This window comes from Pseudooceanicola profundi (genome assembly GCF_050897955.1).
In the GTDB taxonomy this organism is placed as follows: Bacteria; Pseudomonadota; Alphaproteobacteria; order Rhodobacterales; family Rhodobacteraceae; genus Pseudooceanicola.
The window spans coordinates 3,020,020-3,041,991 of record NZ_JBPAXZ010000001.1 but is presented as its reverse complement, the minus strand read 5'-3'; the positions used below and the strand labels follow the sequence as shown (position 1 = coordinate 3,041,991).

Annotated in this window: 24 protein-coding genes; 5 read left to right on the top strand and 19 right to left on the bottom strand. The window is 65.8% G+C overall.

Translation table 11 applies throughout. The annotated features are described in order from the left end of the window. Positions 1 to 17: 17 nt before the first annotated feature. The 12 genes from tolB to ruvC form a co-directional block, all read right to left on the bottom strand. Positions 18 to 1,358, bottom strand: a complete 1,341-nt coding sequence (gene tolB / locus ACRARG_RS15405; protein ID WP_432690899.1) for a Tol-Pal system beta propeller repeat protein TolB — start codon at positions 1,356 to 1,358, stop codon at positions 18 to 20. A gap of 8 nt (positions 1,359 to 1,366) precedes the next feature. Further along, positions 1,367 to 2,530, bottom strand: coding sequence for a cell envelope integrity protein TolA (tolA, locus tag ACRARG_RS15400; RefSeq protein WP_432690898.1), 1,164 nt, complete (start codon positions 2,528 to 2,530; stop codon positions 1,367 to 1,369). Positions 2,531 to 2,543: 13 nt separating this feature from the next. Continuing rightward, complete coding sequence (gene tolR / locus ACRARG_RS15395) at positions 2,544 to 3,029, bottom strand: protein TolR (protein WP_432690897.1); 486 nt, start codon at positions 3,027 to 3,029, stop codon at positions 2,544 to 2,546. A gap of 3 nt (positions 3,030 to 3,032) precedes the next feature. Then, on the bottom strand, positions 3,033 to 3,728 hold the full coding sequence (gene tolQ, locus ACRARG_RS15390; RefSeq protein ID WP_432690896.1) for a protein TolQ: 696 nt from the start codon (positions 3,726 to 3,728) through the stop codon (positions 3,033 to 3,035). Positions 3,729 to 3,864: 136 nt separating this feature from the next. Next, a complete protein-coding gene (gene ybgC, locus ACRARG_RS15385; RefSeq protein ID WP_432690895.1) occupies positions 3,865 to 4,254 on the bottom strand; it encodes a tol-pal system-associated acyl-CoA thioesterase in 390 nt (129 codons plus the stop codon). Between the two features lie 74 nt (positions 4,255 to 4,328). Continuing rightward, positions 4,329 to 5,444 carry a Hint domain-containing protein gene (locus ACRARG_RS15380; protein WP_432690894.1) on the bottom strand — a complete coding sequence of 372 codons (1,116 nt, stop codon included), beginning with the start codon at positions 5,442 to 5,444 and terminating at the stop codon, positions 4,329 to 4,331. Positions 5,445 to 5,747: 303 nt separating this feature from the next. Continuing rightward, positions 5,748 to 6,386: a hypothetical protein gene (locus ACRARG_RS15375; RefSeq protein WP_432690893.1), complete on the bottom strand. Its 639-nt coding sequence runs from the start codon at positions 6,384 to 6,386 to the stop codon at positions 5,748 to 5,750. Then, positions 6,358 to 6,699, bottom strand: a complete 342-nt coding sequence (locus ACRARG_RS15370) for a nucleoside triphosphate pyrophosphohydrolase family protein (RefSeq protein ID WP_432690892.1) — start codon at positions 6,697 to 6,699, stop codon at positions 6,358 to 6,360. Before ACRARG_RS15370 ends, ACRARG_RS15375 begins: the two co-directional genes overlap by 29 nt. Further along, positions 6,696 to 7,724, bottom strand: a complete 1,029-nt coding sequence (gene ruvB, locus ACRARG_RS15365; RefSeq protein WP_432690891.1) for a Holliday junction branch migration DNA helicase RuvB — start codon at positions 7,722 to 7,724, stop codon at positions 6,696 to 6,698. Before ruvB ends, ACRARG_RS15370 begins: the two co-directional genes overlap by 4 nt. 9 nt (positions 7,725 to 7,733) lie before the next feature. After that, positions 7,734 to 8,117 carry a hypothetical protein gene (locus ACRARG_RS15360; RefSeq protein WP_432690890.1) on the bottom strand — a complete coding sequence of 128 codons (384 nt, stop codon included), beginning with the start codon at positions 8,115 to 8,117 and terminating at the stop codon, positions 7,734 to 7,736. 2 nt (positions 8,118 to 8,119) lie between these two features. After that, the gene (gene ruvA, locus ACRARG_RS15355) at positions 8,120 to 8,791 is read right to left on the bottom strand and encodes a Holliday junction branch migration protein RuvA (RefSeq protein WP_432690889.1); all 672 of its coding nucleotides are present in this window, start codon (positions 8,789 to 8,791) and stop codon (positions 8,120 to 8,122) included. Continuing rightward, positions 8,788 to 9,291, bottom strand: a complete 504-nt coding sequence (gene ruvC, locus ACRARG_RS15350; protein ID WP_432690888.1) for a crossover junction endodeoxyribonuclease RuvC — start codon at positions 9,289 to 9,291, stop codon at positions 8,788 to 8,790. Before ruvC ends, ruvA begins: the two co-directional genes overlap by 4 nt. Positions 9,292 to 9,637: 346 nt before the next feature. Here ruvC and ACRARG_RS15345 point away from each other — a divergent pair, with 346 nt between their 5' ends. Beyond that, a complete protein-coding gene (locus tag ACRARG_RS15345; RefSeq protein ID WP_432690887.1) occupies positions 9,638 to 9,841 on the top strand; it encodes a DUF1127 domain-containing protein in 204 nt (67 codons plus the stop codon). Positions 9,842 to 9,934: 93 nt separating this feature from the next. Here the strand turns inward: ACRARG_RS15345 and ACRARG_RS15340 are convergent, their stop codons facing one another. The 3 genes from ACRARG_RS15340 to ACRARG_RS15330 all read right to left on the bottom strand — a co-directional run bounded on the left by ACRARG_RS15340 (position 9,935) and on the right by ACRARG_RS15330 (position 12,629). Then, on the bottom strand, positions 9,935 to 10,348 hold the full coding sequence (locus ACRARG_RS15340; RefSeq protein WP_432690886.1) for a hypothetical protein: 414 nt from the start codon (positions 10,346 to 10,348) through the stop codon (positions 9,935 to 9,937). Between the two features lie 117 nt (positions 10,349 to 10,465). Beyond that, entirely contained in the window at positions 10,466 to 11,338 is an 873-nt protein-coding gene (locus ACRARG_RS15335) for a 50S ribosomal protein L11 methyltransferase (protein WP_432690885.1), read from the bottom strand. A gap of 61 nt (positions 11,339 to 11,399) precedes the next feature. Continuing rightward, positions 11,400 to 12,629 carry an MFS transporter gene (locus ACRARG_RS15330; protein WP_432690884.1) on the bottom strand — a complete coding sequence of 410 codons (1,230 nt, stop codon included), beginning with the start codon at positions 12,627 to 12,629 and terminating at the stop codon, positions 11,400 to 11,402. A gap of 110 nt (positions 12,630 to 12,739) precedes the next feature. On the opposite strand from ACRARG_RS15330, the gene ACRARG_RS15325 reads away from it, so the two are divergent. Further along, positions 12,740 to 13,801, top strand: a complete 1,062-nt coding sequence (locus ACRARG_RS15325) for a YeeE/YedE family protein (protein WP_432690883.1) — start codon at positions 12,740 to 12,742, stop codon at positions 13,799 to 13,801. Between the two features lie 137 nt (positions 13,802 to 13,938). Here ACRARG_RS15325 and ACRARG_RS15320 read toward each other — a convergent pair whose 3' ends face one another. Then, a complete protein-coding gene (locus ACRARG_RS15320; protein WP_432691377.1) occupies positions 13,939 to 16,128 on the bottom strand; it encodes a primosomal protein N' in 2,190 nt (729 codons plus the stop codon). A 162-nt stretch (positions 16,129 to 16,290) separates the two neighbouring features. On the opposite strand from ACRARG_RS15320, the gene fsa reads away from it, so the two are divergent. The 3 genes from fsa to ACRARG_RS15305 all read left to right on the top strand — a co-directional run bounded on the left by fsa (position 16,291) and on the right by ACRARG_RS15305 (position 18,712). Continuing rightward, the gene (gene fsa, locus ACRARG_RS15315) at positions 16,291 to 16,944 is read left to right on the top strand and encodes a fructose-6-phosphate aldolase (protein ID WP_432690882.1); all 654 of its coding nucleotides are present in this window, start codon (positions 16,291 to 16,293) and stop codon (positions 16,942 to 16,944) included. A gap of 114 nt (positions 16,945 to 17,058) precedes the next feature. Beyond that, the gene (locus tag ACRARG_RS15310; RefSeq protein ID WP_432690881.1) at positions 17,059 to 17,769 is read left to right on the top strand and encodes a DUF484 family protein; all 711 of its coding nucleotides are present in this window, start codon (positions 17,059 to 17,061) and stop codon (positions 17,767 to 17,769) included. 4 nt (positions 17,770 to 17,773) lie between these two features. Then, a complete protein-coding gene (locus tag ACRARG_RS15305; RefSeq protein WP_432690880.1) occupies positions 17,774 to 18,712 on the top strand; it encodes a tyrosine recombinase XerC in 939 nt (312 codons plus the stop codon). A gap of 116 nt (positions 18,713 to 18,828) precedes the next feature. Here ACRARG_RS15305 and ACRARG_RS15300 read toward each other — a convergent pair whose 3' ends face one another. The 3 genes from ACRARG_RS15300 to ACRARG_RS15290 form a co-directional block, all read right to left on the bottom strand. After that, on the bottom strand, positions 18,829 to 19,536 hold the full coding sequence (locus tag ACRARG_RS15300) for an alpha/beta fold hydrolase (protein ID WP_432690879.1): 708 nt from the start codon (positions 19,534 to 19,536) through the stop codon (positions 18,829 to 18,831). 123 nt (positions 19,537 to 19,659) lie between these two features. Further along, positions 19,660 to 20,409 (bottom strand): alpha/beta fold hydrolase, encoded by a 750-nt coding sequence (locus ACRARG_RS15295; RefSeq protein ID WP_432690878.1) that lies wholly within the window; start codon positions 20,407 to 20,409, stop codon positions 19,660 to 19,662. A gap of 56 nt (positions 20,410 to 20,465) precedes the next feature. Further along, positions 20,466 to 21,758: an MFS transporter gene (locus ACRARG_RS15290; RefSeq protein ID WP_432690877.1), complete on the bottom strand. Its 1,293-nt coding sequence runs from the start codon at positions 21,756 to 21,758 to the stop codon at positions 20,466 to 20,468. Between the last annotated feature and the right edge of the window lie 214 nt (positions 21,759 to 21,972).

Below are 21,972 nucleotides of genomic sequence, written 5' to 3'. Positions count from 1 at the left end.
GAGAGTGAAGTGCGGGGTCAGTTCTGCAGTGGCGACCAGGACGGGTCGGAGGCTGCCCCTTCGGTCCGGACCTGTTTCAGGTTCCGGCCGGTGATATCGACGGAATAAAGGGCCGAGGCGCCGGCGGCGCCCTGGGTTTCGCGGGTGAACATGATCACGCGTCCATTGGGCGACCAGGTCGGGCCCTCATCGAGGAAAGAGGCGGTCAGCAGACGCTCCTCCGACCCGTCGAGGCGCATGACGCCAATGTGGAAACGGCCCTTGTTCTGCTTGGTGAAGGCCACGAGGTCTCCACGCGGCGACCAGACGGGCGTGCCGTAGCGGCCCTGCCCGAAGCTGATGCGCGTGGGCTCTCCGCCGCCTGCGGGCATGACGTAGAGCTGCTGATTGCCGGAGCGGTCGCTCTCGAACACGATGCGCGATCCGTCGGGGGAGAAGCTGGGCGCGGTCTCGATGGAGGGGGAGGAGGTCAGCCGCGTCGACTGGCCGGAGTTGATATCCATCGAATAGATGTCGGTATTGCCGCCCTGGGTCAGCGAATAGACGATGGTCTGCCCGTTGGGCGAGAAGCGGGGGGAGAAGGTCATATCGCCTTCGCTGGAGGGCAGCGCGCGGCGGCCGACGCTGGCCACGTCCAGCACGTAGATGCGGGGGAAGCCCGTCTCGTAACTGGTGTAGAGCACCCGGTCGCCATTGGGCGAGAAACGCGGCGCCAGCACGATGGAGGCGCTGTCGGTCAGGTACTGCACATTGGCGCCGTCGTAATCCATGATGGCCAGCCGCTTGCGGCGGTCATCCTTGGGGCCCGTCTCGGCCACGTAGACAACGCGGCTGTCGAAATAGGGCCCCTCCCCGGTGATACGGGAATAGACGGCATCGGCCACCTTGTGGGCCATGCGCCGCCAACCCGCCTGGGTGCCCGCGAATTGCAGGCCGGAGCCCATCTCCTGACCGGAAAAGACATCGTAGAGCCGGAATTTCACCGTCACCCTGTCACCCTGCACGTTGACCGCGCCGGTGATCAGCGCCTGTGCGTTGATCGCCTTCCAGTCGGCATATTGCACGGGGCTGGCAAAGCTGGTGATCCGGCCGATGTGGGCGGAGGCCGGGATTTCGCGGAAGAGCCCGGTGCCGGAGAGGTCTTCGGAGACCACGCGGGACAGGTTCGCGGCAAGGTCGACGGCCGCGCCATTCTCCGCCTCGAAATTCGGGACGGCGAAGGGCAGCGGTTCGATCACGCCTTCGGTGATGGTGATCCTGAGCGGGCCATCCTGCGCCATGGCCGGTGTGGCCAGGGGGGCTGCCATCAGGGCGACGGCCAGAAAGGGCGCCGCAAGGGCGGAGAGGGTTCTGGTCATGGTGTTCATCATTTAATCCGCATGTTCTCTGGATCGAACGTCATTTCAATGTCGCGCCACTGGCCGAATTTGTCGACCGGCAGGCCAAAGCCTTTTGCCCCGCAGCGGATGATCGCGCGGCGGGCGGCCTCAAAAGCCTGCTGCGCCGCCTGGTTCGATCCGCCGGAGGAGGAGATCATCCGGATCGTTTCGATCCGAGGCGTGGCATTCTCATTCATCTCGACCCCCACGACGACGGAGGTGCGCAGCGCATCGGTCGACAGGCTGCCGGTGTTCCAGCAGGCCGAGACGGCGACGCGCAGCGCGTCCTTCTCGCCGGTGGTGAGCGGCGGTCCGGAGGGGCCGGCGGGCGGGGTCGAACTGTCGGAGGTCGAGGTAGACCCGGCCAGCGCCTTTTCCAGCGCGTCGTTGATGGCCGACTTCTGGGCAGGGTCGACCTTGGGCGCCTCAGCCGTCTTTTCTGCCGGTTTTTCAGCCGGTTTCGGGGCGGGCTTCGCCTCTTCCTTCGGCGCCTCGGCTACGGCTACGGGGCGGGAGGACGGCGGGCGTTTGGAGGATTTCGGCGGCCCGTCACCCTTTTCGGCCTCGGTCACGATCTTGGTCGTAGCCTCTTCGGGGGCCTTTTCCTCTTCCTGCGGGGGCTTCTGCTCCGCGGGTTCGGGGCTGGGCAGGGATTTGGGCGTGGCGACCTCATCAGGCGTCGCTTCCGGCGAGGGGCGTTCCACCGGGCGCGGGGCGACGCGTTTGATATCGCGCGGCGCCTCGTCGGATTTTTCGGGCACGAGGACGGCCACATCCTCCGTCGGGGGGGTGATTTCCGGCGTGCTGTCGGTCACCTCGGCGGGCGGCGTGGCGATTTCAGGTTTTTCGGGCGCGGGGTCGCTCTGCGGCGCGGCAGCCTCCGGCGGCGGGGCCTGTTCCGGTGCGCTGTCGGCGGCAGAGGCCAGTTCGGGCGCGTCACTGGCGGGCGCGGGCTGGGGCAGCTCCTCGATATTCGTATCGGCCCCCGGCGCAGTGTCGGCCGTGGTCAGGGCCTGGAATTCCTCAAGGCTGACGAGGTCCACGTCGGTGACGGCCACCGGTGGCTCCTCCGGCAGGGAGAAGCCACCGACGATCATCCACGCGAACAGGGCCAGATGGCCGGCCCCCGATATGATATGCCCTGTGTGCACGATGTGCCGCCCGTCAGTTGCCCGGGCCCGCGCCAGCGCCCATGCCGGGCCCGCCGGGGTCGGTCACCAGACCGATATTAGTGAAACCGCCCCGGTTGAGGGCGCCCATGACCTGCATGACAGTCTCATACGGCACGGAGCCGTCAGCGCGCAGGTAGATGCGGTTGCTGTCACGCTCTGCCGCGATGGCCTGCAGTTTGGGGATCAGCTCGTCCCGCGCGGTTTCCGTCGTCTGGATGGTGATCAGGCCATCGGCGGTGACGGTAACGGTCAGCGGTTCCTCCTGATCAGTCGGCAGGGAGGTGGCCGCCGTTTCCGGCAGTTTCACCGGCACGCCCACGGTCATGAGCGGCGCGGCCACCATGAAGATGATCAGCAGCACCAGCATCACGTCCACAAAGGGCGTGACGTTGATTTCGGCCATGGGGCGGGCACGACCGCCGTGACGGCGGCCCCTGCGGCCCCCGCCGCCAGATTTTGCTATGACGCCAGCGCCCATGTCTCAGGCATCCAGCTGGCGGCTGAGGATTGTGGAAAACTCGTCGGCAAAGGCCTCGTAGCCGCCGACGATCCGGTCCGCATCACCCGACAGTTTGTTGTAGAAGATGACCGCGGGAATAGCGGCAATCAGCCCGAGCGCCGTAGCCAGGAGCGCCTCGGCGATCCCCGGGGCGACAACGGCCAGAGAGGTGTTCTGGCTTTCGGCAATGCCCACAAAGGCATGCATGATGCCCCAGACCGTGCCGAAGAGCCCGATGAACGGGCCGGCAGAGCCGATGGTGGCCAGAACGTTCAGGCCGGATTGCAGCCCCTCGGATTCCTTGGCGATGGCCACGTCCATGGAGCGGTCGATGCGGGCCTGTGCGCCCGCGATCATGCCGCCGTCCTCGCGCTGCGAGCGGTTCCATTCGGTCATGCCGGCGGCAAAGACGCGATGCGCGCGGCCCGAAGGCTCCGGCCCGATGGCCTGATAAAATTCGTCCAGCGGCTCTCCGGACCAGAAGGACTGGTCAAAACGGTTGGCCTCGCGCCGGGCGGCGCGGTAGGTGATGATCTTCTGCACGATGATCGACCACGACCAGAAGGACGCGCCGATCAGCATCAGCATCACAAGTTTCACGGTAAAGGTCGCGCGGGCAAAAAGGGCCCACATGGAAAAATCCATGGCCTGCGCCGCGGCGAGTGTCTCTGCTTCCATATGCCTGCTCGTTCGAAACCGGGGTTTCAGCAATAGTGTTCGGGCCGATCTGTCGCAGCCTCGTTGCCCGGTTACATACAGTATCGCAAGGCGCAACGCCAACACATTGCTGAGAGCGGCCCGAAATGCTGAGGCGTCAATGCACCAGCAGGCGGATATTTGCCGGAAGCCGCGCGGGATGGCCGGTCTCTGTCAGGCAGACGATGGTGACATGAGAGGAAAACAGCACCTCACCGTCCCGCAGAACGTCCTGTTTCAGGATGATCCGGGCGCCGGTCACCGTCTCTGTCACCGTCTCCACCACCAGCTCATCGTCGAATTTCGCGGGGTGGAGATAGTCGGCCTCGACCCGGCGGACGGCAAAGACCAGCCCCTCTTCCGCCTTCATCTCCCGCTGATCCACGCCAATGGAGCGGATCCATTCGCTGCGGGCGCGTTCGATGAATTTCAGGTAGTTGGCGTAATAGACGATCCCGGCAAGGTCGGTATCCTCGTAGTAAACGCGCAGGGTAAATCGATGGGTCATTTTGGGTCCGTCTGGATCGGTCGGCGGGGTCGGGCGGACCATGCCCCCTGCCCCGTTCCCGGGCAAGCGAAAGCTCAGGCGGCGCGCCTTGTTTCGGGCATCGGGCCGGTATCCTGCACCGGGTCGACCAGCGGGCGGCGCTGGTTCTTGCGGTGACGGTTGACGAGATTGCGGGCCTTCTTGCCCTCGACCATCGGGCGGGCGGGGTCCATCTGCGGGCGGCCTTTGACGAATGGCACGTCGCCGATGAGGGTCTTTACCTCTTTCCACTGCGCCTGTGTCAGGATGTCCCGTGTAGTGCGGCCCACGTAAAGGCTTTCGCAGGGGGCATCTTCGGCCAGCAGGACCCGGTGGGCATCGACCAGCAGATGCATATAGCAGACCTCGGGCAGGTTGTTGGCCAGCGTGATCCCGGGCAGACCAATCAGGTGTTTGGCGGCAATCAGCACCTCCGGCACGCCGCAGACCTTTTCGACGATCTTGGATCGCAGCATCACCCGGTGCTGCTGCGAGACCATCAGATCCCGTGCGGGCAGACCGTCGCCAAGCGCCCCGGCGGCAATCCGGACCGGGCGGGAGCGGTCGTTATAATGCATTTCCAGCCGGTTCACGACGCGGTAGCCGGTCCAGCGCACAGGCACGCATTTGCCCTCCGCCGTGCGGACAAGATCACCCGGCCGCAGATCCTCCACCAGACGGGTGCCGGAGGGTGTGGCAATGCGCGTGCCCGCGGTGAAACAGACATAGAGAGAGCTGTAGGCGACGGAGGGGTCGTTTGTCGGCCCTTCGTTGATCACCTGATACTGCTGCCCAGGCTTCAGACGATGTTCGGTTACAATACCAGAGGCGCGACCGCTGGTATCCATGTCATAGGCGTAGACATAGAAATATTCGGACGGATCGGTCGAGCCGACAGGCCGCACCAGGTAGAAGTATTCGGGCGTGATGTCCGCCCCTGCCGGCCGCGTCGTCCCGTCCTGCGTGACGCTTTCGGCCAGATTCTGGGAGCCGTCCCCATCGTCGAACAGGCCGTCATTGTCGGTAATTGTGAAGGTGTCGGGTTCTGACGTGACCGAGAAAATCGCGCCGTTGGCAGACCCATTGGCGGAGAGGTCATCCTCAAACGGGTCGGACCCCGAATGAATGACGATATCGGAGGCATCGTAGCCTGCAATTGTATACGTCGCCATTGTACCACCCTAACACCAGGACCCCTCCATGCTCCTTAATGGGGGTCTGAAATTCCTCTTCACGGCATGTATACTTCTTCAATCTGGCAGCTTTCGGGCGGGACGGAAAATTTGACGCATACGCGCGCCAGATGAATGGCTCACTGACGCCACGTAACGTCAGGGTGATGCGGAGGCACTGTATTTGCAGAGCAAACAATTGCCCTTGCTGCATTGCATTCACTGCCATCCTTGCAAAAATAGACGGTACGACTTTGCAGGAAAGCAACTTATACGTGCACGGCCCGAAAAGGGGGACATGTTTCAGCCATAATTGCGCATGGCGCGGGCCAGAATCCGGAATGCAATTGCGGGGTTGCGCGAATCGTCCGGAAGGACCGGATCATAGGCGGCGCGCAGGACCGCGGAAATGTCCGGCCGCAGACGCGCGATGCCGTCGCCCCCCTGAACGAGAGGGGAGGTCTGAGCGAAAGCGGCGACAGACCAGTCGAGCATTGCTTTCACCGCCAGTTCCAGGCCGATCTCTTCCGCCGGGCGGCTGGCAAAATCGCCGGTCATGCGCAGAAAGACAAAGGCAGCACGGATGGCGCCGTTTTGATCAAAGCGGAACAGTCGGTACTGGCTGGCATCCGCCGCGATCAGCCTTGGGACAAGGGCGTCAAGTTCAGGCACCAGCCGGTCGAGGTTGTCCAGCGCCGTCAGCTCCTCCCAGTCCTTCAGGAAAAAGACCATGAGGTTGGTGCCCAGCTCCGGGTCGACCTCGGCCATGCGGTGCCCTGCGGCCAGCACGACCGCCTCGATCGCGCCTTTCAGCGGCGGGAGGCTGGCCTCTTCCACGCCGAAGATAACCGGAACAATCGGGTGCCCCCATCTGGAGAAGTGAAAAGTCCCGTCCTCGCGCGTGAAAAGACGCTCAATCTCTTCCGGGGCGGGCGGTGTCATCTCGGTCAAGGTAGCGGCCCCATTTTCGGTCGAAAGCTTGGGCCAGGTCGATGCCCTGCCAGTCCGCGAAGAGCAAGAGGAAACCAAACAGATCGGCCGCTTCGTCCTCCTGCTGGCGGCGCAGCGTGGCATCGTCTTCGCCCTCTGTCCGGGCCAGACCGGCCAGCTTGAGATGTGCCGCGACCAGTTCCCCCGTCTCCTCGGTCAGCTTGCCGATGTAGAAGGCCGCGTCCCTTTCGATGCCGAATGCCTCCGCATATAGCGTGCCGACACGGGCGGCGCGGGCCTGGAGGTTGTCCAGGCTGCGGGTCATTCGAAAAGCTGCCCCTGCCCCGCGGCGCGTGGCGGTTCCAGCCCGATGTGACGCCAGCCCTTGGCGGCCAGCATCCGGCCGCGCGGGGTGCGCTGGATCAGGGCCTGTTGCAGCAGGTAGGGTTCGATCACCTCTTCAACGGCATCCCGGCTTTCGGACAGGGCCGCACAGAGGGTTTCGATGCCCACCGGCCCGCCCTGATAGTCGACGCCGATCATATTGAGGTAGCGCCGATCCGCCCCGTCGAGGCCAAGCTGATCGACCCCCAGCCGGGTCAGCGCATTGTCCGCCAGTTTCTGGGTAATCGTGCCGTCGCCTTCGACCACGGCAAAATCGACCACCCGGCGCAGCAGCCGCCCGGCAATCCGGGGGGTGCCACGTGCCCTGCGGGCGATCTCCCGCGCGCCGGCGTCATCGGCGGGGGCGCCCATCTTGCGGGCGTTGCGGGTGACTATGTCGTGCAGTTCATCCTCGGTATAGAACTGAAGCCGGGTCGGGATGCCAAAGCGGTCGCGCAGCGGCGTGGTCAGCAGGCCGAGGCGCGTCGTGGCGCCGACCAGCGTGAAGGGCTGCAATTCGATCCGGACCGTGCGCGCGGCGGGGCCTTCGCCGATCACCAGATCAAGTTCGAAATCCTCCAGCGCGGGGTAGAGCACCTCTTCCACCGCCGGGTTCAGCCGGTGGATCTCATCAATAAAGAGGACATCGCGCGCCTCCAGGTTCGTCAGGATCGCCGCCAGATCGCCCGCCTTGGCCAGAACCGGGCCGGAGGTCATGCGGAAATTCACCCCCAGTTCGCGTGCCATGATCTGCGCGAGTGTCGTCTTGCCGAGGCCCGGCGGCCCGTGGAACAGCGTGTGATCCATCGCCTCCCCCCGCTGGCGGGCGGACTGGATAAAGACCCTGAGGTTCGCCCGCGCCTCCTTCTGCCCGATGAAATCGTCGAGCGTCTGTGGCCGAAGGGCGCGCGTGTCGTCGGCATCCTCTGGCAGGCGGTCGGGGCGGAGGGTGGGGTCGGAGCTCATCTTGCCAGACTATATGCCTTCGGCACGGGCGGCGCGCCAGCCCATGACGCAGAAGCCCAGCATGGCCAGGTTGGCGACAAAGTCGATCGCCATGCCTGCCGTGAACAGCGGCTCTATATAGAGGAACCAGTAGTTGAAGACGAAGAAAGGCAGCAGGGCCAGACCGTAGACCAGAAAGCTCCACCGCGTGAAGCGGGATGTGAGGATGAAGATGGAACAGAGCACGGCCTGCGCCCCGAAGGCGCCAAGCGCCACCGCGAGGATGCGGTCGTCCAGCCGCACCTCGGGCCGGAAGGCGACCCATTGGACAGAGGTGGGCCAGAGCAACGCCCATGCGCCAAGCGTCAGAAAAGGAACGGCAATCAGTAACTGCCACGTGCGGGCGGAAATCATTATCAGGTGTCCTTCGGAGCGAGTTTCCTGAGCGCCGCGCGGATCAGAGCGGGGGTGTCGGCCTCCGGGCTTTCCCCGGCGGCCTCTGCCACGGCCGCGGCGGCCTCGGACGGACTGTACCCGAGGTTCGACAGGGCCGAAAGCGCCTCTGCCTGCGCGGCGCCGGAGGGGGCGGCGGGCGGCGGGGCAGTCCGCGCGGTCGTCTCGATCACCTCGTCCTGCTCTGCCGGGGCCGTGGCCGTGGCAGGCGCAGTGCCCCCCATGGCCATGACGGCGGGGGCCTTGTCCTTCAGTTCCAGCACGATGCGCTGCGCGGTCTTGGGGCCGATGCCCTTGGCGGCCTTGACCGAGGCCTGATCGCCCAGGGCAATCGCGCGGTTCAGCCCGTCCGGCCCAAGCGCGCCGAGTATCGCCAGCGCCCCCTTGGCCCCCACCCCCTGAACGGAGGTCAGCAGGCGGAACCATTCCTTTTCGACCATGGTGGGGAAGCCGTAGAGCTGCAGCAGGTCTTCGCGCACCACAAGCTCTGTATAAAGCGCCGCCGCCTCGCCATTGCCCGGCAGGGCCATCAGCGTCCGGTCGGAGACAAAGACGATATAGCCGATGCCGCGCACGTCGATCAGCACGTGATCGGGGCCGCGCATCTCGATCCGGCCAGCGACGCGGCCGATCATGCGCGCACCTTTGCGGCGCGCGTCAGGGCGGCGGCCGATCCCATGTGATGGGCGTGACAGATGGCGATAGCCAGCGCATCGGCGGCGTCGGGCCCGGCAAAGCGGACGCCGGGGAGTTGCAGTTTCACCATGTGCTGCACCTGATCCTTGGTGGCATGGCCGACGCCGACGACGGATTTCTTGATCGTGTTCGGGGCATATTCGCCCACCTCCAGCCCGGCCTGGGCGGGCACCAGCAGGGCGATGCCCCGCGCCTGCCCCAGCTTCAGCGTACCGGCGGCATTGGTATTGACGAAGACCTGTTCGACGGCGGCGGCCTGCGGTTCATGTTCGGCAAACACGGCGGTCAGGGCGGAATGCAGGGCATTCAGGCGGTCCGCCATCGCCTCTCCCACCCCCTGGCACTGGCCGTTTGCGATGTGAGTGATTCGACTTCCCACCACGGAAATGACGCCCCAGCCGAGGCTGCGCAGGCCCGGATCGATCCCGATGACTTTCATTCCGTCCCTCTGTGCTGCCCGAGCCACAGTCTTTTTCCGACTGTTTTGCCACAAATAGCACGAAACGAGAACATAGGCCAAGCCTATGTGATCCGTCGCAAGACATTCAATTTGCGACCATTTGGTCAAAAACGGCGACGAACCCGTTTCATTTGCGACATTTGCCGTCAAAAAACGACGCGCCAGGGGGAAGATTTTTAACCAATTTTCAACAGCTTGATGGCGTTTTTGAGACATGCAGCCATCGCATGGGACCCATGCAGAAATGCCCCTTTCTCATGCAGCCATGCTCGAATATTGGGCGGTTTGTAAACTCATCGAACCCTATTCCTGATGGAGCCCTAAAATGACTGTGTACAATCACTCTTCCGCGCCGCTCTCCGGCGCTGCCGTTGTCTTCGGCCAGATCGGCCGTAGCCTGTCCGCCCTGCACCTGACGCTGCGCGACTGGAATGACCGTCGTGTGACCCGCCGCCTGCTGAACGGCCTGACCGACCGCGAACTCTCCGACATCGGCCTGATGCGCGGCGATATCGACGCCATCAACTAACCCCTTCTTCGGCTCCGGTGCCGATGAGAAAGGCCGCGTCCACTGGGCGCGGCCTTAATCATTTGGGGACTATGACGCTGCGGCCAGAGGGGGTCAGCCTGCGGCCGTGCCCTGAACAGGTTCGGCGGGCTCGGCGGACTGCGCGGGCTTCCAGGGCTGATCGCGGATCTGATCGGCGATGAAGGTGCTGACCGGGTCTGTCTGCATCAGGAATCGGCCCGCCCTGTCCATCACGCCGTCACCGCTGAACTGCTCCAGCCGCGATGCATAGGCTGCGTCGCCCATCCGGGACATCAGGAAGCCTTTGTAGCCCAGACCAACGGCCGCAATGATCAGCGCCGCCTTCCACGGAATGAACCGGCTGATATTGCGCCCGTAGTGGGGGACGGGGCGCAGTTCCACAAGCCCGGATTCGTCGATCTCGGCCCGCGCGCCTTCGCGCAGCGCGGCCTTCTTGCGGTCCAGGTCCCGGACCCTGCGGTCAAATTCGGAATATCCGTCGGTCATACTGCTCTCCACCCGGGTCTCTGCCCGTCAAATCTCGGTGGGTAAGATGCACCGCGAATACGGCCATAATTTGACGCGAAAGCAGATCAATTTTTCACCGCGTGATGCGCTTCGGCGTCAGGTCGGTTTTTGCAGCAGAAGCGTGGTCCAGTCGCCGATCTGCGTGGCCTCGGCCTGGGTCAGGCCCTGGACGATATAGGCCGCCGCGACCTCTTCGGCCTGATCGTTCAGAAGGCCCGACAGGATCGCATAGCCGCCCGGCGCCAGATGGGCGGCCAGATCGGGGGCCAGGTCGATCAGCGGACCCTTGAGGATATTGGCGAAGATCAGGCCATAGGGGGCTGCGGCGTGGATCGCCTCGTGATCGAACCCGGTGGCCTCAAGGCAGGTCACGCGGCCTGCCATGCCATTGGCGGCGAGGTTGGCCTCTGCCACCTCCACCGCGACCGGGTCGATATCCGAGGCGACCGGCACGCCCGGCCAGATGCGGGCGGCGGCCATGGCCAGCACGGCGGTGCCGCAGCCGATATCGGCGGTCCGGTCGGTCGAGAAGCCCTGCGTCGCCAGACGGTCCAGCGCCTCAAGACAGCCCTGCGTGGTGCCGTGATGGCCGGTGCCAAAGGCCATGGCGGCCTCGATCAGCAGCGGCTCGCAATCCTCGGGCACAGTGTCCGCGTCGTGGCTGCCATAGAGGTAAAAGCGCCCGGCCCGGACCGGGGCCAGTTCACGTTTGACCTTGGCGACCCAGTCGGTCTCCGGCAGTTCGGATACGGCGAAAGGTTTGGCGCCATGGATCGTGGCCAGCAGGGCGAGGCCCGCCGCATCCGGCGCCTCGTTGAAATAGCCGCCGACCTCAAAGAGGCCCGACCCATCCTCGATCTCGAAGACGCCCACGCCATAGGGTTCGGGGGTCAGGGCCTCCATCGCCTCGCCCAGAGCCTCGGCGGCGGGTTTCCCGGGAAGAGTGGTCAGGGCGGTATAGGTCGGCATGGGCGGTCCTTTCTGCGACCCCGGCGGGGTAAGCGGCGCGCGCGCCCGCGTCAAGCCGGGCCTATTCTGCGGCGGCAGGCAAAGGCCGGGCAAAGATCGTCTCATGCCCCGGTTCGGGGTGGCGCGGCATCAGCAGCGACAGGATCAGCGACCCGGCCGCCATACAGGCCGCCAGAACGAAGACGGCCCCCGGCGAGATCAGCCAGAGATAGCCCAGCCCCGCCGGCAGGAAGACCGCCGCGATATGGTTGATCGTAAAGGCCACGGCCGCCGTGGGCGCGATATCGCCCGGATCGGCGATCTTCTGGAAATAGGTTTTCAGCGCCAGCGCCAGCCCGAACAGCAGGTTATCGATCACATAGAGCGCGGAGGCCAGCAGCACGCCCCAGCCGAAATAATAGATCCCGCCATAGAGCGAAAAGACCGTCACCAGCCCGATGTATTCGAACCTGAGCACCCGCGCCTCGCCGAACCGCGCCACGGCCCTGCCCATCTGCGGCGCAATCAGCATATTGGCGACGAGGTTGATGAGGAACAGCCCCGTCACCTCATGCACGTCAAAGCCAAAGCGCTCGACCATCATGAAGCCCGCGAAAACGACAAAGATCTGCCGTCGGGCCCCCGCCATGAACTGCAACAGGTAATAAAGCCAGTAGCGTTTCCGCAGGATCATCTTCTTGTTCTGCGGATTGGGCGCCTCGAACTGCGGGAAGGCGATCAGCGCATAGATCGCCACCAAAGCGGTAAAGCCGCCCGACAGCATGTAGACGATATTATAGGTCAGCCCCAGCGGATCCCAGAGCAGCATGATCAGCCCATAGGCCACCAGCGTTGCGGCCGATCCGGTGGCCAGCAGCCGCCCCAGCACCCGGGGCGCCTCTGCCTTGGGCAGCCATTGGAGCTGCAGCGACTGGTTCACCGTCTCATAATAGTGGAACCCGATAGAGCTGAGCAGCGTGATCGTCAGGATGCCGCCAAGGCTGGGGAACCAGGCGGTGACCGCCGTGGCCACACCCAGCATGGCCAGTGACACCAGCCCCAGCACCTGTTCGCGGATAAAAATGATCAGCGCGATCACCCCGATGGCGAGGAAGCCCGGGATCTCCCGCACCGTATGCAACCAGCCGATGTCAGAGCCATCAAACTGGGCCACCTCGATGACGAAGTTATTCAGCAGGGCCGACCAGGTGGCAAAGGCCACCGGCATGGCCGCGGCCATGAGGAACAGCAGCGTCCGGGGGCGCCGCCACAGCGGCATCTGCCGCGCATCGTCAAGAGGGATCGTCTTCATAGCTTCAGCCAATACGCCTGACGCCGCGCCTTGGCGAGTGGAATGATCCACATCAATGCACAGACGCCCCTGCCCTGTCATAGCTCTCCGCGCAACAGGCGGAGGCGAAGATGGACCTGATCCCCCTGATCGACCGTATCGGCGAGGCCCCGGTGGCCGCGCTGATCGGGCTGGTGACCGGCGTGACCTTCGGCGTGGCGGCGCAGCGGTCGCGGTTCTGCCTGCGCGCCGCCACGGTGGAATTCGCCCGTGGCCGGATGGGCGACAGCGTCTCGGTCTGGTTCCTGACCTTCTCGACGGCGCTGGTCTGGGTCCAGGCGGCACGTCTCGCCGGTCTGCTCCGGGTGGAGGACGCGCGGATGATGGCCGTGCCCGGCAGCTGGTCCGGCGCGGTGATCGGCGGGCTGATCTTCGGGGTGGGCATGGTGCTGGCGCGGGGCTGCTCGGGGCGGCTGCTGGTGCTGGCGGCGACGGGCAATCTGCGCTCCGTCGTCTCGGGGCTCATCTTCGCGGTAGTTGCGCAGATGTCACTGGGTGGCTGGCTGGCGCCGCTCAGGGACCGCATCGCGGCGCTGGCCATCACCAGAGGCGGCCATAACCTCAACCTGCTGACCTGGGCGGGCCTGCCGGACTGGTCCGGCCTCGCCATCGGCATGGGGTTCGCGGGCCTTGCACTTGCGCTCGCCCGGCGCAACCGGATCGGACCGTCCCGGCTGATCTTCGGGGCGGGCGTCGGGTTCGCCGTGGCGCTTGGCTGGGTCCTGACCTCCGCGCTCTCGCAGGTGGCCTTCGAGCCGGTCCAGATCGAAAGCGCCACCTTTACCGGCCCCTCGGCCCATACGCTGATGTTCTTCCTCGACCGCGCCGCCGTGCTCGATTTCGACGTCGGCCTCGTCGCGGGGGTCTTTCTTGGCGCGGCCATCTCGGCAGGGCTGACAGGGGAATTCCGCCTGCAGGGGTTCGACGGGCCGGGTCCGATGCGCCGCGCCATGATGGGCGCGGCCCTCATGGGATTTGGCGGCATGCTGGCCGGGGGCTGCGCCATCGGCGCCGGTGTCACCGGCGCGTCCATCTTCGCAGGCACCGCCTGGCTTGCCCTTTTTGCGATGTGGATCGGCGCAATGACAACCGATCTGCTGCTGGATCAGCGCAGCACAACCGCCACAGCCTGATCGCGGCAGGTCTTCTTTGGTCCTGAAATATCCCGGGGACCGGCCCATGCCCCGCATGGGCCGGTGGGGCGGAGCCCCATAAAGCATGGAATGCGCCGCAGGCGCGCCTTTGGATCACGCCACCGCCACTGGCAAACTCAGAAGAACGACTGCGGGTCGATATCCACGGCAACGCGCAGGTCCTTGTCGGGGCGCAGCTGGGCGATCCAGCGCGCCATCGCCTCCTGCAGCGCCGCGCCCTTTTCGGCCTTCACCAGCATGCGCACCCGGTGCCGACCCCGGATCCGGGCAATCGGCGCGGGCGCGGGCCCGAAGACCTGGGCGGAGATCGCCTGCAGCGGCCGTGTCCGGTTCGCCAGATCCTGCCCGGCGCGAAACGCCAGCTCCGCCTCGGAGGCCGAGAGGATCACCGCCGCCAGCCGTCCATAGGGCGGCATGCCCGCCGCGCGCCGCCCGTCCGCCTCCGCCCGCCAGAAATCCTCCTCATCGCCGGTCAGGATGGCGCGGATCACCGGGTGTTCCGGCTGGTAGGTCTGCAGGATCGCCTCCCCCGGCGCCTCCGCCCGGCCTGCCCGGCCCGCGACCTGCCGCATCAACTGGAAGGTGCGTTCCGCCGCCCGCAGGTCCGATCCCTGCAGGCCCAGATCGGCATCGATCACCCCGACCAGCGTCAGCTTGGGGAAGTTATGCCCCTTGGCCACCAGCTGGGTGCCAATGACGATATCCGCCGCGCCCTCCGCGATCTCCACAATGGCCTGTTTCAGCGCCCTTGCCGAAGAAAAGAGGTCCGACGACAGCACCGCCACCCGCGCCTCCGGGAAGGTCTCCGCCACCTCCTCGGCCAGCCGTTCGACCCCGGGGCCGACCGGTGCCAGCTTGCCCTCGACCCCGCAGCTGGGGCAGGCCTCCGGCATCGGCTTCGTCTCTCCACACTGGTGGCAGACGAGGCGCTTCAGGAACCGGTGTTCGACCATCCGCGCGTCGCAATGTTCGCAGGCGATCTGTTCGCCGCAGGCCCGGCAGATCGTCACCGGCGCATAGCCGCGCCGGTTGAGGAACAGCAGCGACTGTTCCCCCTTCTCCATCCGCTGCCGCACCGCATGGGCCAGCGAGGGCGAGATCCAGCGGTTCGGCTGCATCTGTTCCGCCCGCATGTCGAGCGTCCGCATCTGGGGCAGGACCGAGGGGCCGAAGCGCGCTTCCAGATCGAGCCGGTCGTATTTCCCGGCATCCGCATTGGCCCAGCTTTCCAGCGACGGCGTGGCAGAGGCCAGCACAACCCGCGCCCCCGCGATCGCCGCCCGCAGCACGGCCATGTCGCGGGCATTGTATAGAACGCCATCCTCCTGCTTGTAGGAGGTGTCATGCTCCTCATCCACGACGATCAGGCCGAGATCGCGAAAGGGCAGGAAGAGCGCGGAACGCGCGCCCACCACCAGCTCCGCCTGCCCCTGCCCGATCATCTTCCAGGCGCGGCGGCGTTCGGTCATGGTCACGCCCGAATGCCATTCGACGGGTTTCGCGCCGAAGCGTGCCTCCACCCGCACGAGGAATTCAGCGGAAAGTGCAATCTCCGGCAGCAGCACCAGCGCCTGCCGCCCGGCGGCGAGGCAGGCGGCGACGGCCTCCAGATAGACCTCCGTCTTGCCGGACCCGGTGACGCCGCGCAGGAGCGTCGTGCCATAACCGCCGCTGGCGATCCCTTCGGCCAGCCTGCCCGCCGCCAGCGCCTGCGCCTCGGTCAGCGCCTTGCCGTGGCGGTCGGTGTCGAGCGGCGGATAGGGCGTGTCGCGCGGCGCCTCCTCCTCCCAGACCGCGCCGCTTTCGACCAGCCCCTTGACCACACCGGTGGAGACACCGGCCAGTTCCGCCAGCTCCTTCAGTGTGAAGGCCAGCCCGCCGTATTCGTCGAGCGTTTCCAGCACCCGGGCGCGGGCATCGGTCATGCGGGGCGGTTCGCGGTCGCCCCTGCGGTAAACCTTCTGCATCGAGGGCGGATCGGTCAGCCCCGGCGCGCGGGTCGCCAGCCGCAGCATGGCCGAATGCGGGGTCAGCGTGTAATCGGCGGAGCGGATCAGGAATTCCCGCATCTCGTCGCGCATCGGCGCCACGTCCAGCACCTTGTTCACCGCCCGGATTTTCGACAGGTCGTAGTTCCCCTGCCCCGGCCCCCAGACCACGCCCATCACCAGTCGCGGGCCCAGCGGGACCTGCACATAGGCCCCCTGGTAACAGCCCCCCTCCGGCGCGCGATAGTCCAGCAGCCGGTCGATGGGCTGGGTCGTCAGGACCGAGACAAGCGTGCCGGTGTCGTAGAAGGAGGGCAGGTCCAAGCGGGTCTCCGGAAGCGCGCGCGGCGGGCGGCAGGTGTTAGCGATAGCAGGCAGGGGGTTTCGGAACGCCCCCCTATCGGGTAAATCGCCGGTGACGACTTTCCAACCCCCGGCGCGTCACTCTGTCGTGGCCGGCCGCACCGAACGAGGTTCCGGATGAAGTTTTTCGTAGATACCGCCGATGTCCCGGCCATTGCAGAGCTGAACGCTCTGGGCATGGTCGACGGCGTCACCACCAACCCCTCGCTGATCAAGAAATCCGGCCGCAACATTCTGGAAGTGACCAAGGAGATCTGCGATCTGGTCGACGGCCCCGTCAGCGCCGAGGTCACCGCGACCGATGCCGACGAGATGATCGCCGAGGGCCGCAAGCTGGTTGAAATCGCCGATAATATTGCGGTGAAAGTGCCGCTGACCTGGGACGGGCTGAAGGCCTGCAAGGTGCTGTCGGGCGACGGGCATATGGTCAATGTGACGCTGTGTTTTTCGGCCAATCAGGCGCTTTTGGCGGCCAAGGCGGGGGCCACGTTCATCTCTCCCTTCATCGGGCGTCTTGACGATATCAACCTCGACGGGCTGGACCTGATCGCCGATATCCGCACGATCTACGACAATTACGGCTATGAGACAGAGATCCTCGCGGCCTCCATCCGGACGGCGAACCATATCGCGGACTGCGCCAAGATCGGCGCCGATGTGATCACCGCGCCGCCCGCCGTCATCAAGGCGATGGTCAGCCATCCGCTGACCGACAAGGGGCTGGATGCCTTCCTTGCCGATATCAAGGCGGCCGGGATTACCATTCTTTAACAACGTGTTTCTTTGAGGACGCACCCGGCGGACGCCGCACCGCCGGGGGCAGAAAATCCTGCCCATCTGCCCGGCCTCTCTGGTATCCAGAGAAAAACAAGACCGAGGCAGACAATGAGCACCCAGACAAGCATCGACGCGGATCTCCGCGCCCGTATCCTTGCCGAACCTTCTTCGATTCTCGACGATCCCGACCTGATGCAGGCGCTCGTGAAAGAGCATGACAGCATGGCCGGCTCCAATGTGGTTGATCTGCGCGGCATTGCCATGCAGCGGCTCGAAACCCGGCTGGAGCGGCTGGAGGACACCCATCGGTCCGTGATCGCTGCCGCCTACGAAAACCTCGCCGGGACCAATCAGGTGCATCGCGCGGTGCTCCGGATGCTGGACCCGATGGAGTTTGAGCCCTTCCTGCGCGATCTCGACGGGGAGGTGGCCGATATCCTCGGCGTGGATCACATGCATCTGGTGCTGGAGTCGGTCTCGACCGAGGAAGACCCAGTCGTGGAACGGCTGGGCGCGGTGCTCAAGGTCGTCTCACCCGGCTATTGCGAGATGTATGCCGATGGCGGGCGCGGCGCGCCGCCGCGGCAGGTCACGCTGCGGCAGGTCCGCGACGGGGACGAGCTGGTCTATGGCGAAGCGGGCGCGGATATCCGGTCGGAGGCGGTGCTGCGTCTCAACTTCGGCAAGGGCCGTCTGCCGGGCATGCTGGTGATGGGGTCCGAGGATCCGCATCAGTTCACGCCGCAGCACGGGACCGACCTCATGGCCTTCTTCGCCGGTGTCTTTGAACGGACGATGCGGCGCTGGCTGAAGGGCTAAGGCGGTGAGCCTCCTCATCTCCGACGCCGCGCGGGATGCGCTGTCCGACTGGCTGTCGGGCATGCGGTCGCTGCGCGGTGCGTCGGAAGCGACGGTGGAGGCCTATCGCCACGACCTGATCGATTACCTGTCCTTCATGACCGAACATCACGGCGGGCCGCAGGGGCTGGCTGCCCTCTGTGGCGTCGGCACCTCTGACATGCGGGCCTGGATGGCGCGCGAACGGTCGCAGGGGCTGGGCGCGCGGTCGCTGGCGCGGAAACTCTCGGCAGTGAAGACCTTCTACCGCTGGCTGGCCGAACGGGAGGGGCTGGATGTGACGCCGGTCCTGTCGGCCCGGGCCCCGAAATTCCAGCGCTCCCTGCCCCGGCCCCTGGCCGAGGATGCGGCGCGGGCGATGATCGATGCCGTGGGCACGGGCGACAATCGCGCCTGGGTGTCGGCCCGGGACGCAGCCGTGGTGACGCTGCTCTACGGCTGCGGGCTGCGGATATCGGAGGCTTTGTCCCTGACGGTGGATGACCTGCCGCTGGGCACGTCGCTGCGGATCGTCGGCAAGGGCGGCAAGGAACGGGTCGTGCCCGTCATCGCGCCCGCGCGCGCTGCGGTGGAGAGCTATCTGGCGATCCAGCCGCATCCGATGGCGGCGGGCGATCCGCTGTTCCGCGCGATCAAGGGCGGCGCGCTGTCGCCCCGCTCCGTCCAGAAGGCGATGGAGACGGCGCGGATGGCCCTGGGCCTTCCCGCCACGGCGACACCACATGCGATGCGACACAGCTTCGCCACGCATCTGCTCAGCGCGGGGGGCGATCTGCGCTCCATTCAGGACCTGCTGGGCCATGCCTCGCTATCCACCACACAGGTCTACACCGCCGTGGATACCGCAAGACTGATGGAGGTCTACGAGGCCGCGCATCCCCGGGCGGCAGGCGGCAAAGGCTGACGGCGAAACCGCCCGGGCCCGTCCGGCAAACAACACCCGCCCCCCTTCATCTTTCCAAAAAATACTCCCGCCGGAGGCAGGGTTCCGCAGGAACCCGCTGCCGGAACGGCAGCCAATTATGCCGCCAGAGGCTTGCGCGACATCCAGTCCCGCAGGATATCCGATACTTCATGCGCGGCCTCCAGCGTCGGCAGGTGCCCGGCGCCCTCGATCTGCGAATAGCTGCCGTGGCTCAGCATTTCGGCCATGAAGGCCTGCCGTTTCGGCGTGACCAGCGTGTCATGCGCGCCGCCGATCACCCGCACCGGGCAATGCACCATCCGCAGGGTCGCCTGATGGTCGCGGCGGCGCTGGAAGGCGCGGGTCTGGGCGATCATGCCCTGTGGCCCGAAACTGCGGGCCATGCGGCGGTAATAGTCCAGAACCTCGCTGCGATAGGGTCCGGGCGCCAGTACCTCCTCCGGCAGAGACACCGTCAGGGCATCGTCGATATGGCCGGCGCGGGCATGCACGATCACCGGCTCGCGTGCGGCAATGGCCTGCGGTGCCTCAACAAGCGCATCGGTGGAGATCAGACAGGCGCGGGTCACACGTTCCGGGGCACGGCGCATGATCTCAAGCGCCACGATCCCGCCGAGGCAGGCTCCGACCAGCGCGAAGCGCGGTGGCAGGGAGGGCAAGAGCGCAGAGGCCATCTCCTCGCACCTTTCGCCCAGCAGGGGCGCATTGATCACGGTATGGGAATGCGACAGGTGCAAGACCTGCGCGAGATACATCTGCGGATCGCACAGGTATCCCGGGAGAAACACAATCGGAGTGCTCATTTTCTGCTGCCCTGCCTCGGCATTATTATTGTTAACAGGGTCTCACATCCGCAGACCGAATCAAGCAAATCCTTTGGATTCGGCGGATTTCCGTGCAGTCAGGTCACAGATCCGGCAAAGGCGTCACAGCCGGGCCAGAACCTTTTCCACCGACTTTTCGATCAGCACCAGGCATTCCGGGTCGGAGAAGCGGTGGTCCGCGCCTTTGACAAGCGTCAGGCGGATATCCGGGCCCTCCGCCCGCTCCATCAGCCGGAGCGCAACCGATAGATCGACATCCGCATCCGCCGTGCCCATCAGGAATCGCACCGGGAAGGGCAGCGGGATGGTATCACGCAGCAGCAGGTGGTTGCGGCCATCCTCGATCAGGCGCTTGGTGATGATATAGGGCTCTCCGTATTCCGAAGGCAGGGCGACCTGTTCCACCATCTCCAGCGCATGGCGCTGTGCCTCGTCAAACCCGGCCCACATGCTGTCTTCGGTGAAATCGGGCGCAGCGGCGATGGTGACAAGGCCCGCGATCTGGTCGGGGATACGTTTGGTCATCAGCAGGGAAATCCACCCCCCCATGGAGGAGCCGACCAGCACCTGCGGGCCATCGGTCAGCTGCGTGATCGCCTGCTGCGCATCCTCCGCCCAGTCGCCAATGCAGCCGTCGGTGAAGGCGCCGGAGCTTTCGCCATGGCCGGAATAGTCGAACCGGAGGAAGGCGCGGCCGGTGCGCTTCGCCCAGGCCTCCAGCGCCACGGCCTTGGTGCCGCCCATGTCGGAGTTGAAGCCGCCGAGGAAGATGACCCCCGGCCCTGCCCCCTCCGTCTTATGGTAGGCGATGGTACGGCCCTGCGGGGTGGTGAGGGTCTGCGGTGCGGTCATCCGGGCCTCCTGTCTGCTGGGCCCGGTGTGCCATGCGAAGACGCAGGGCGCAACGTTCAGGCTTCAGCATCCTTGAGGGTCAGCGCGGTCAGCCCGCCGAGGGCAGCCATGACGGCGAACCCCGCCAGCGCCCAGCCCGGGCTGACCGATCCCAGCCCGCCGCCAAAGGCGCCGACCGCCAGCAGGATCAGCCCGATGGAGAGGTTCGCTGTTGCCGCATAGCCCGCCCGCTGTGCGTCAGGAGAGATATCGACAAGGTAGGTCGACCGCCCCTGCCGTACGCCGTGATAGGCGATCATCAGACCGAAGAGGACAAGCGGCCCGGCCCAGACGGTTGTCGCAAGACCAAGTGCAGAGAGCCCCAGCAGGATCAGCAGAGTGCCCGCGGCAGAAAAGCCCGCGAGGGACAAGACCAGTCGGGAGGACCTATCCGAAAGCCGCCCCCAGACGAAGGAGCTGAGGAAGGAGGCGGCGGCGGAGGCCAGCACCAGCGCACCCAGCTGTTTCAGCACAGCGCCGTCGCCGCTGCTGGACATCACAACGATCCAGGGCGGGGCTAGGGCGGTGGAGACAAGCAACCCGCGCACGAGGATGAACCGGCGGAGCATATGATCCTCGCGCAACATCGTCAGCACCGGGGGCAAGCCCGCGTCTTCGTCATGTTTGGCCTCCGGTTCTGCCAGGGTGGAGAAGAGCGCCCCGGCGGTCAGCCAGAAGACCCCCGCCAGCGCAACCGCGATCAGCACCGGCGTCTTCTGCTGAAGCAGCCCCGACATCAGCAGCAGCGCAAAGATCACCACGGCGATGGAGGCGGCAGAGCCCGCGAGCCCGGTCACCGCCCCCCGCCGGGTTTTTTTCACCGTCCGGCCCAGCACATCCTTGGTCGAGACGGAACAGGCGGCGCGGGATATGGCCAGCAGCGCCAGCAGGCCGCAGATGGCGTAGCCTGCCATGCTCCCCTCCAGCGTGAGTCCAGCCAGAGCTATGCCCAGTGCGGAGAGCCCCTGCCCCAGCGACCCAGCCACCCAGAGCCATTTGCGGTGGCGCAGCCGGTCATTGATCCCCGCGAACACAACCTGCGGCAGAAGCGCCCCGGCCTCCCGTATGGGAACCAGCGTGGCGGCGAGGGCCGCAGGCGCGCCGAGAGCGGTCATCAGCCAGCTGAGCACCAGCTTGGGGTCGATCAGCCCGTCAGAGATTTTCGTCATCGACAGGGCACCGATCAGGGTCAGACCATTGCGCCCCTCCGTGGCATCAGGCCCGTCACTCCCGTCCGCACCGCTGATACGGGCGAAAAGGCGGGCTGATGCAGAGCTGTCGGAGGGCGGGGCCTGAAGGGTGTCGGTCATCGGTTCGTCGGCCTTTCTATCTGGCGTCTCGCTGGACAGGGCATAGGGCATACGCGTCGCGCGGGCGTCCGGATGACAGGGCCCCGGCCCGCCGGTCCGCAGATATACCACTTTAACCAAACGGCTTACTGTACGGGGTGGTTCCCCGGCGCTGCGCTTTGTCGCAGATATTCGGCCTCGGGCACGCGGGCCGTTGACAAGCCCGCCCGACCGT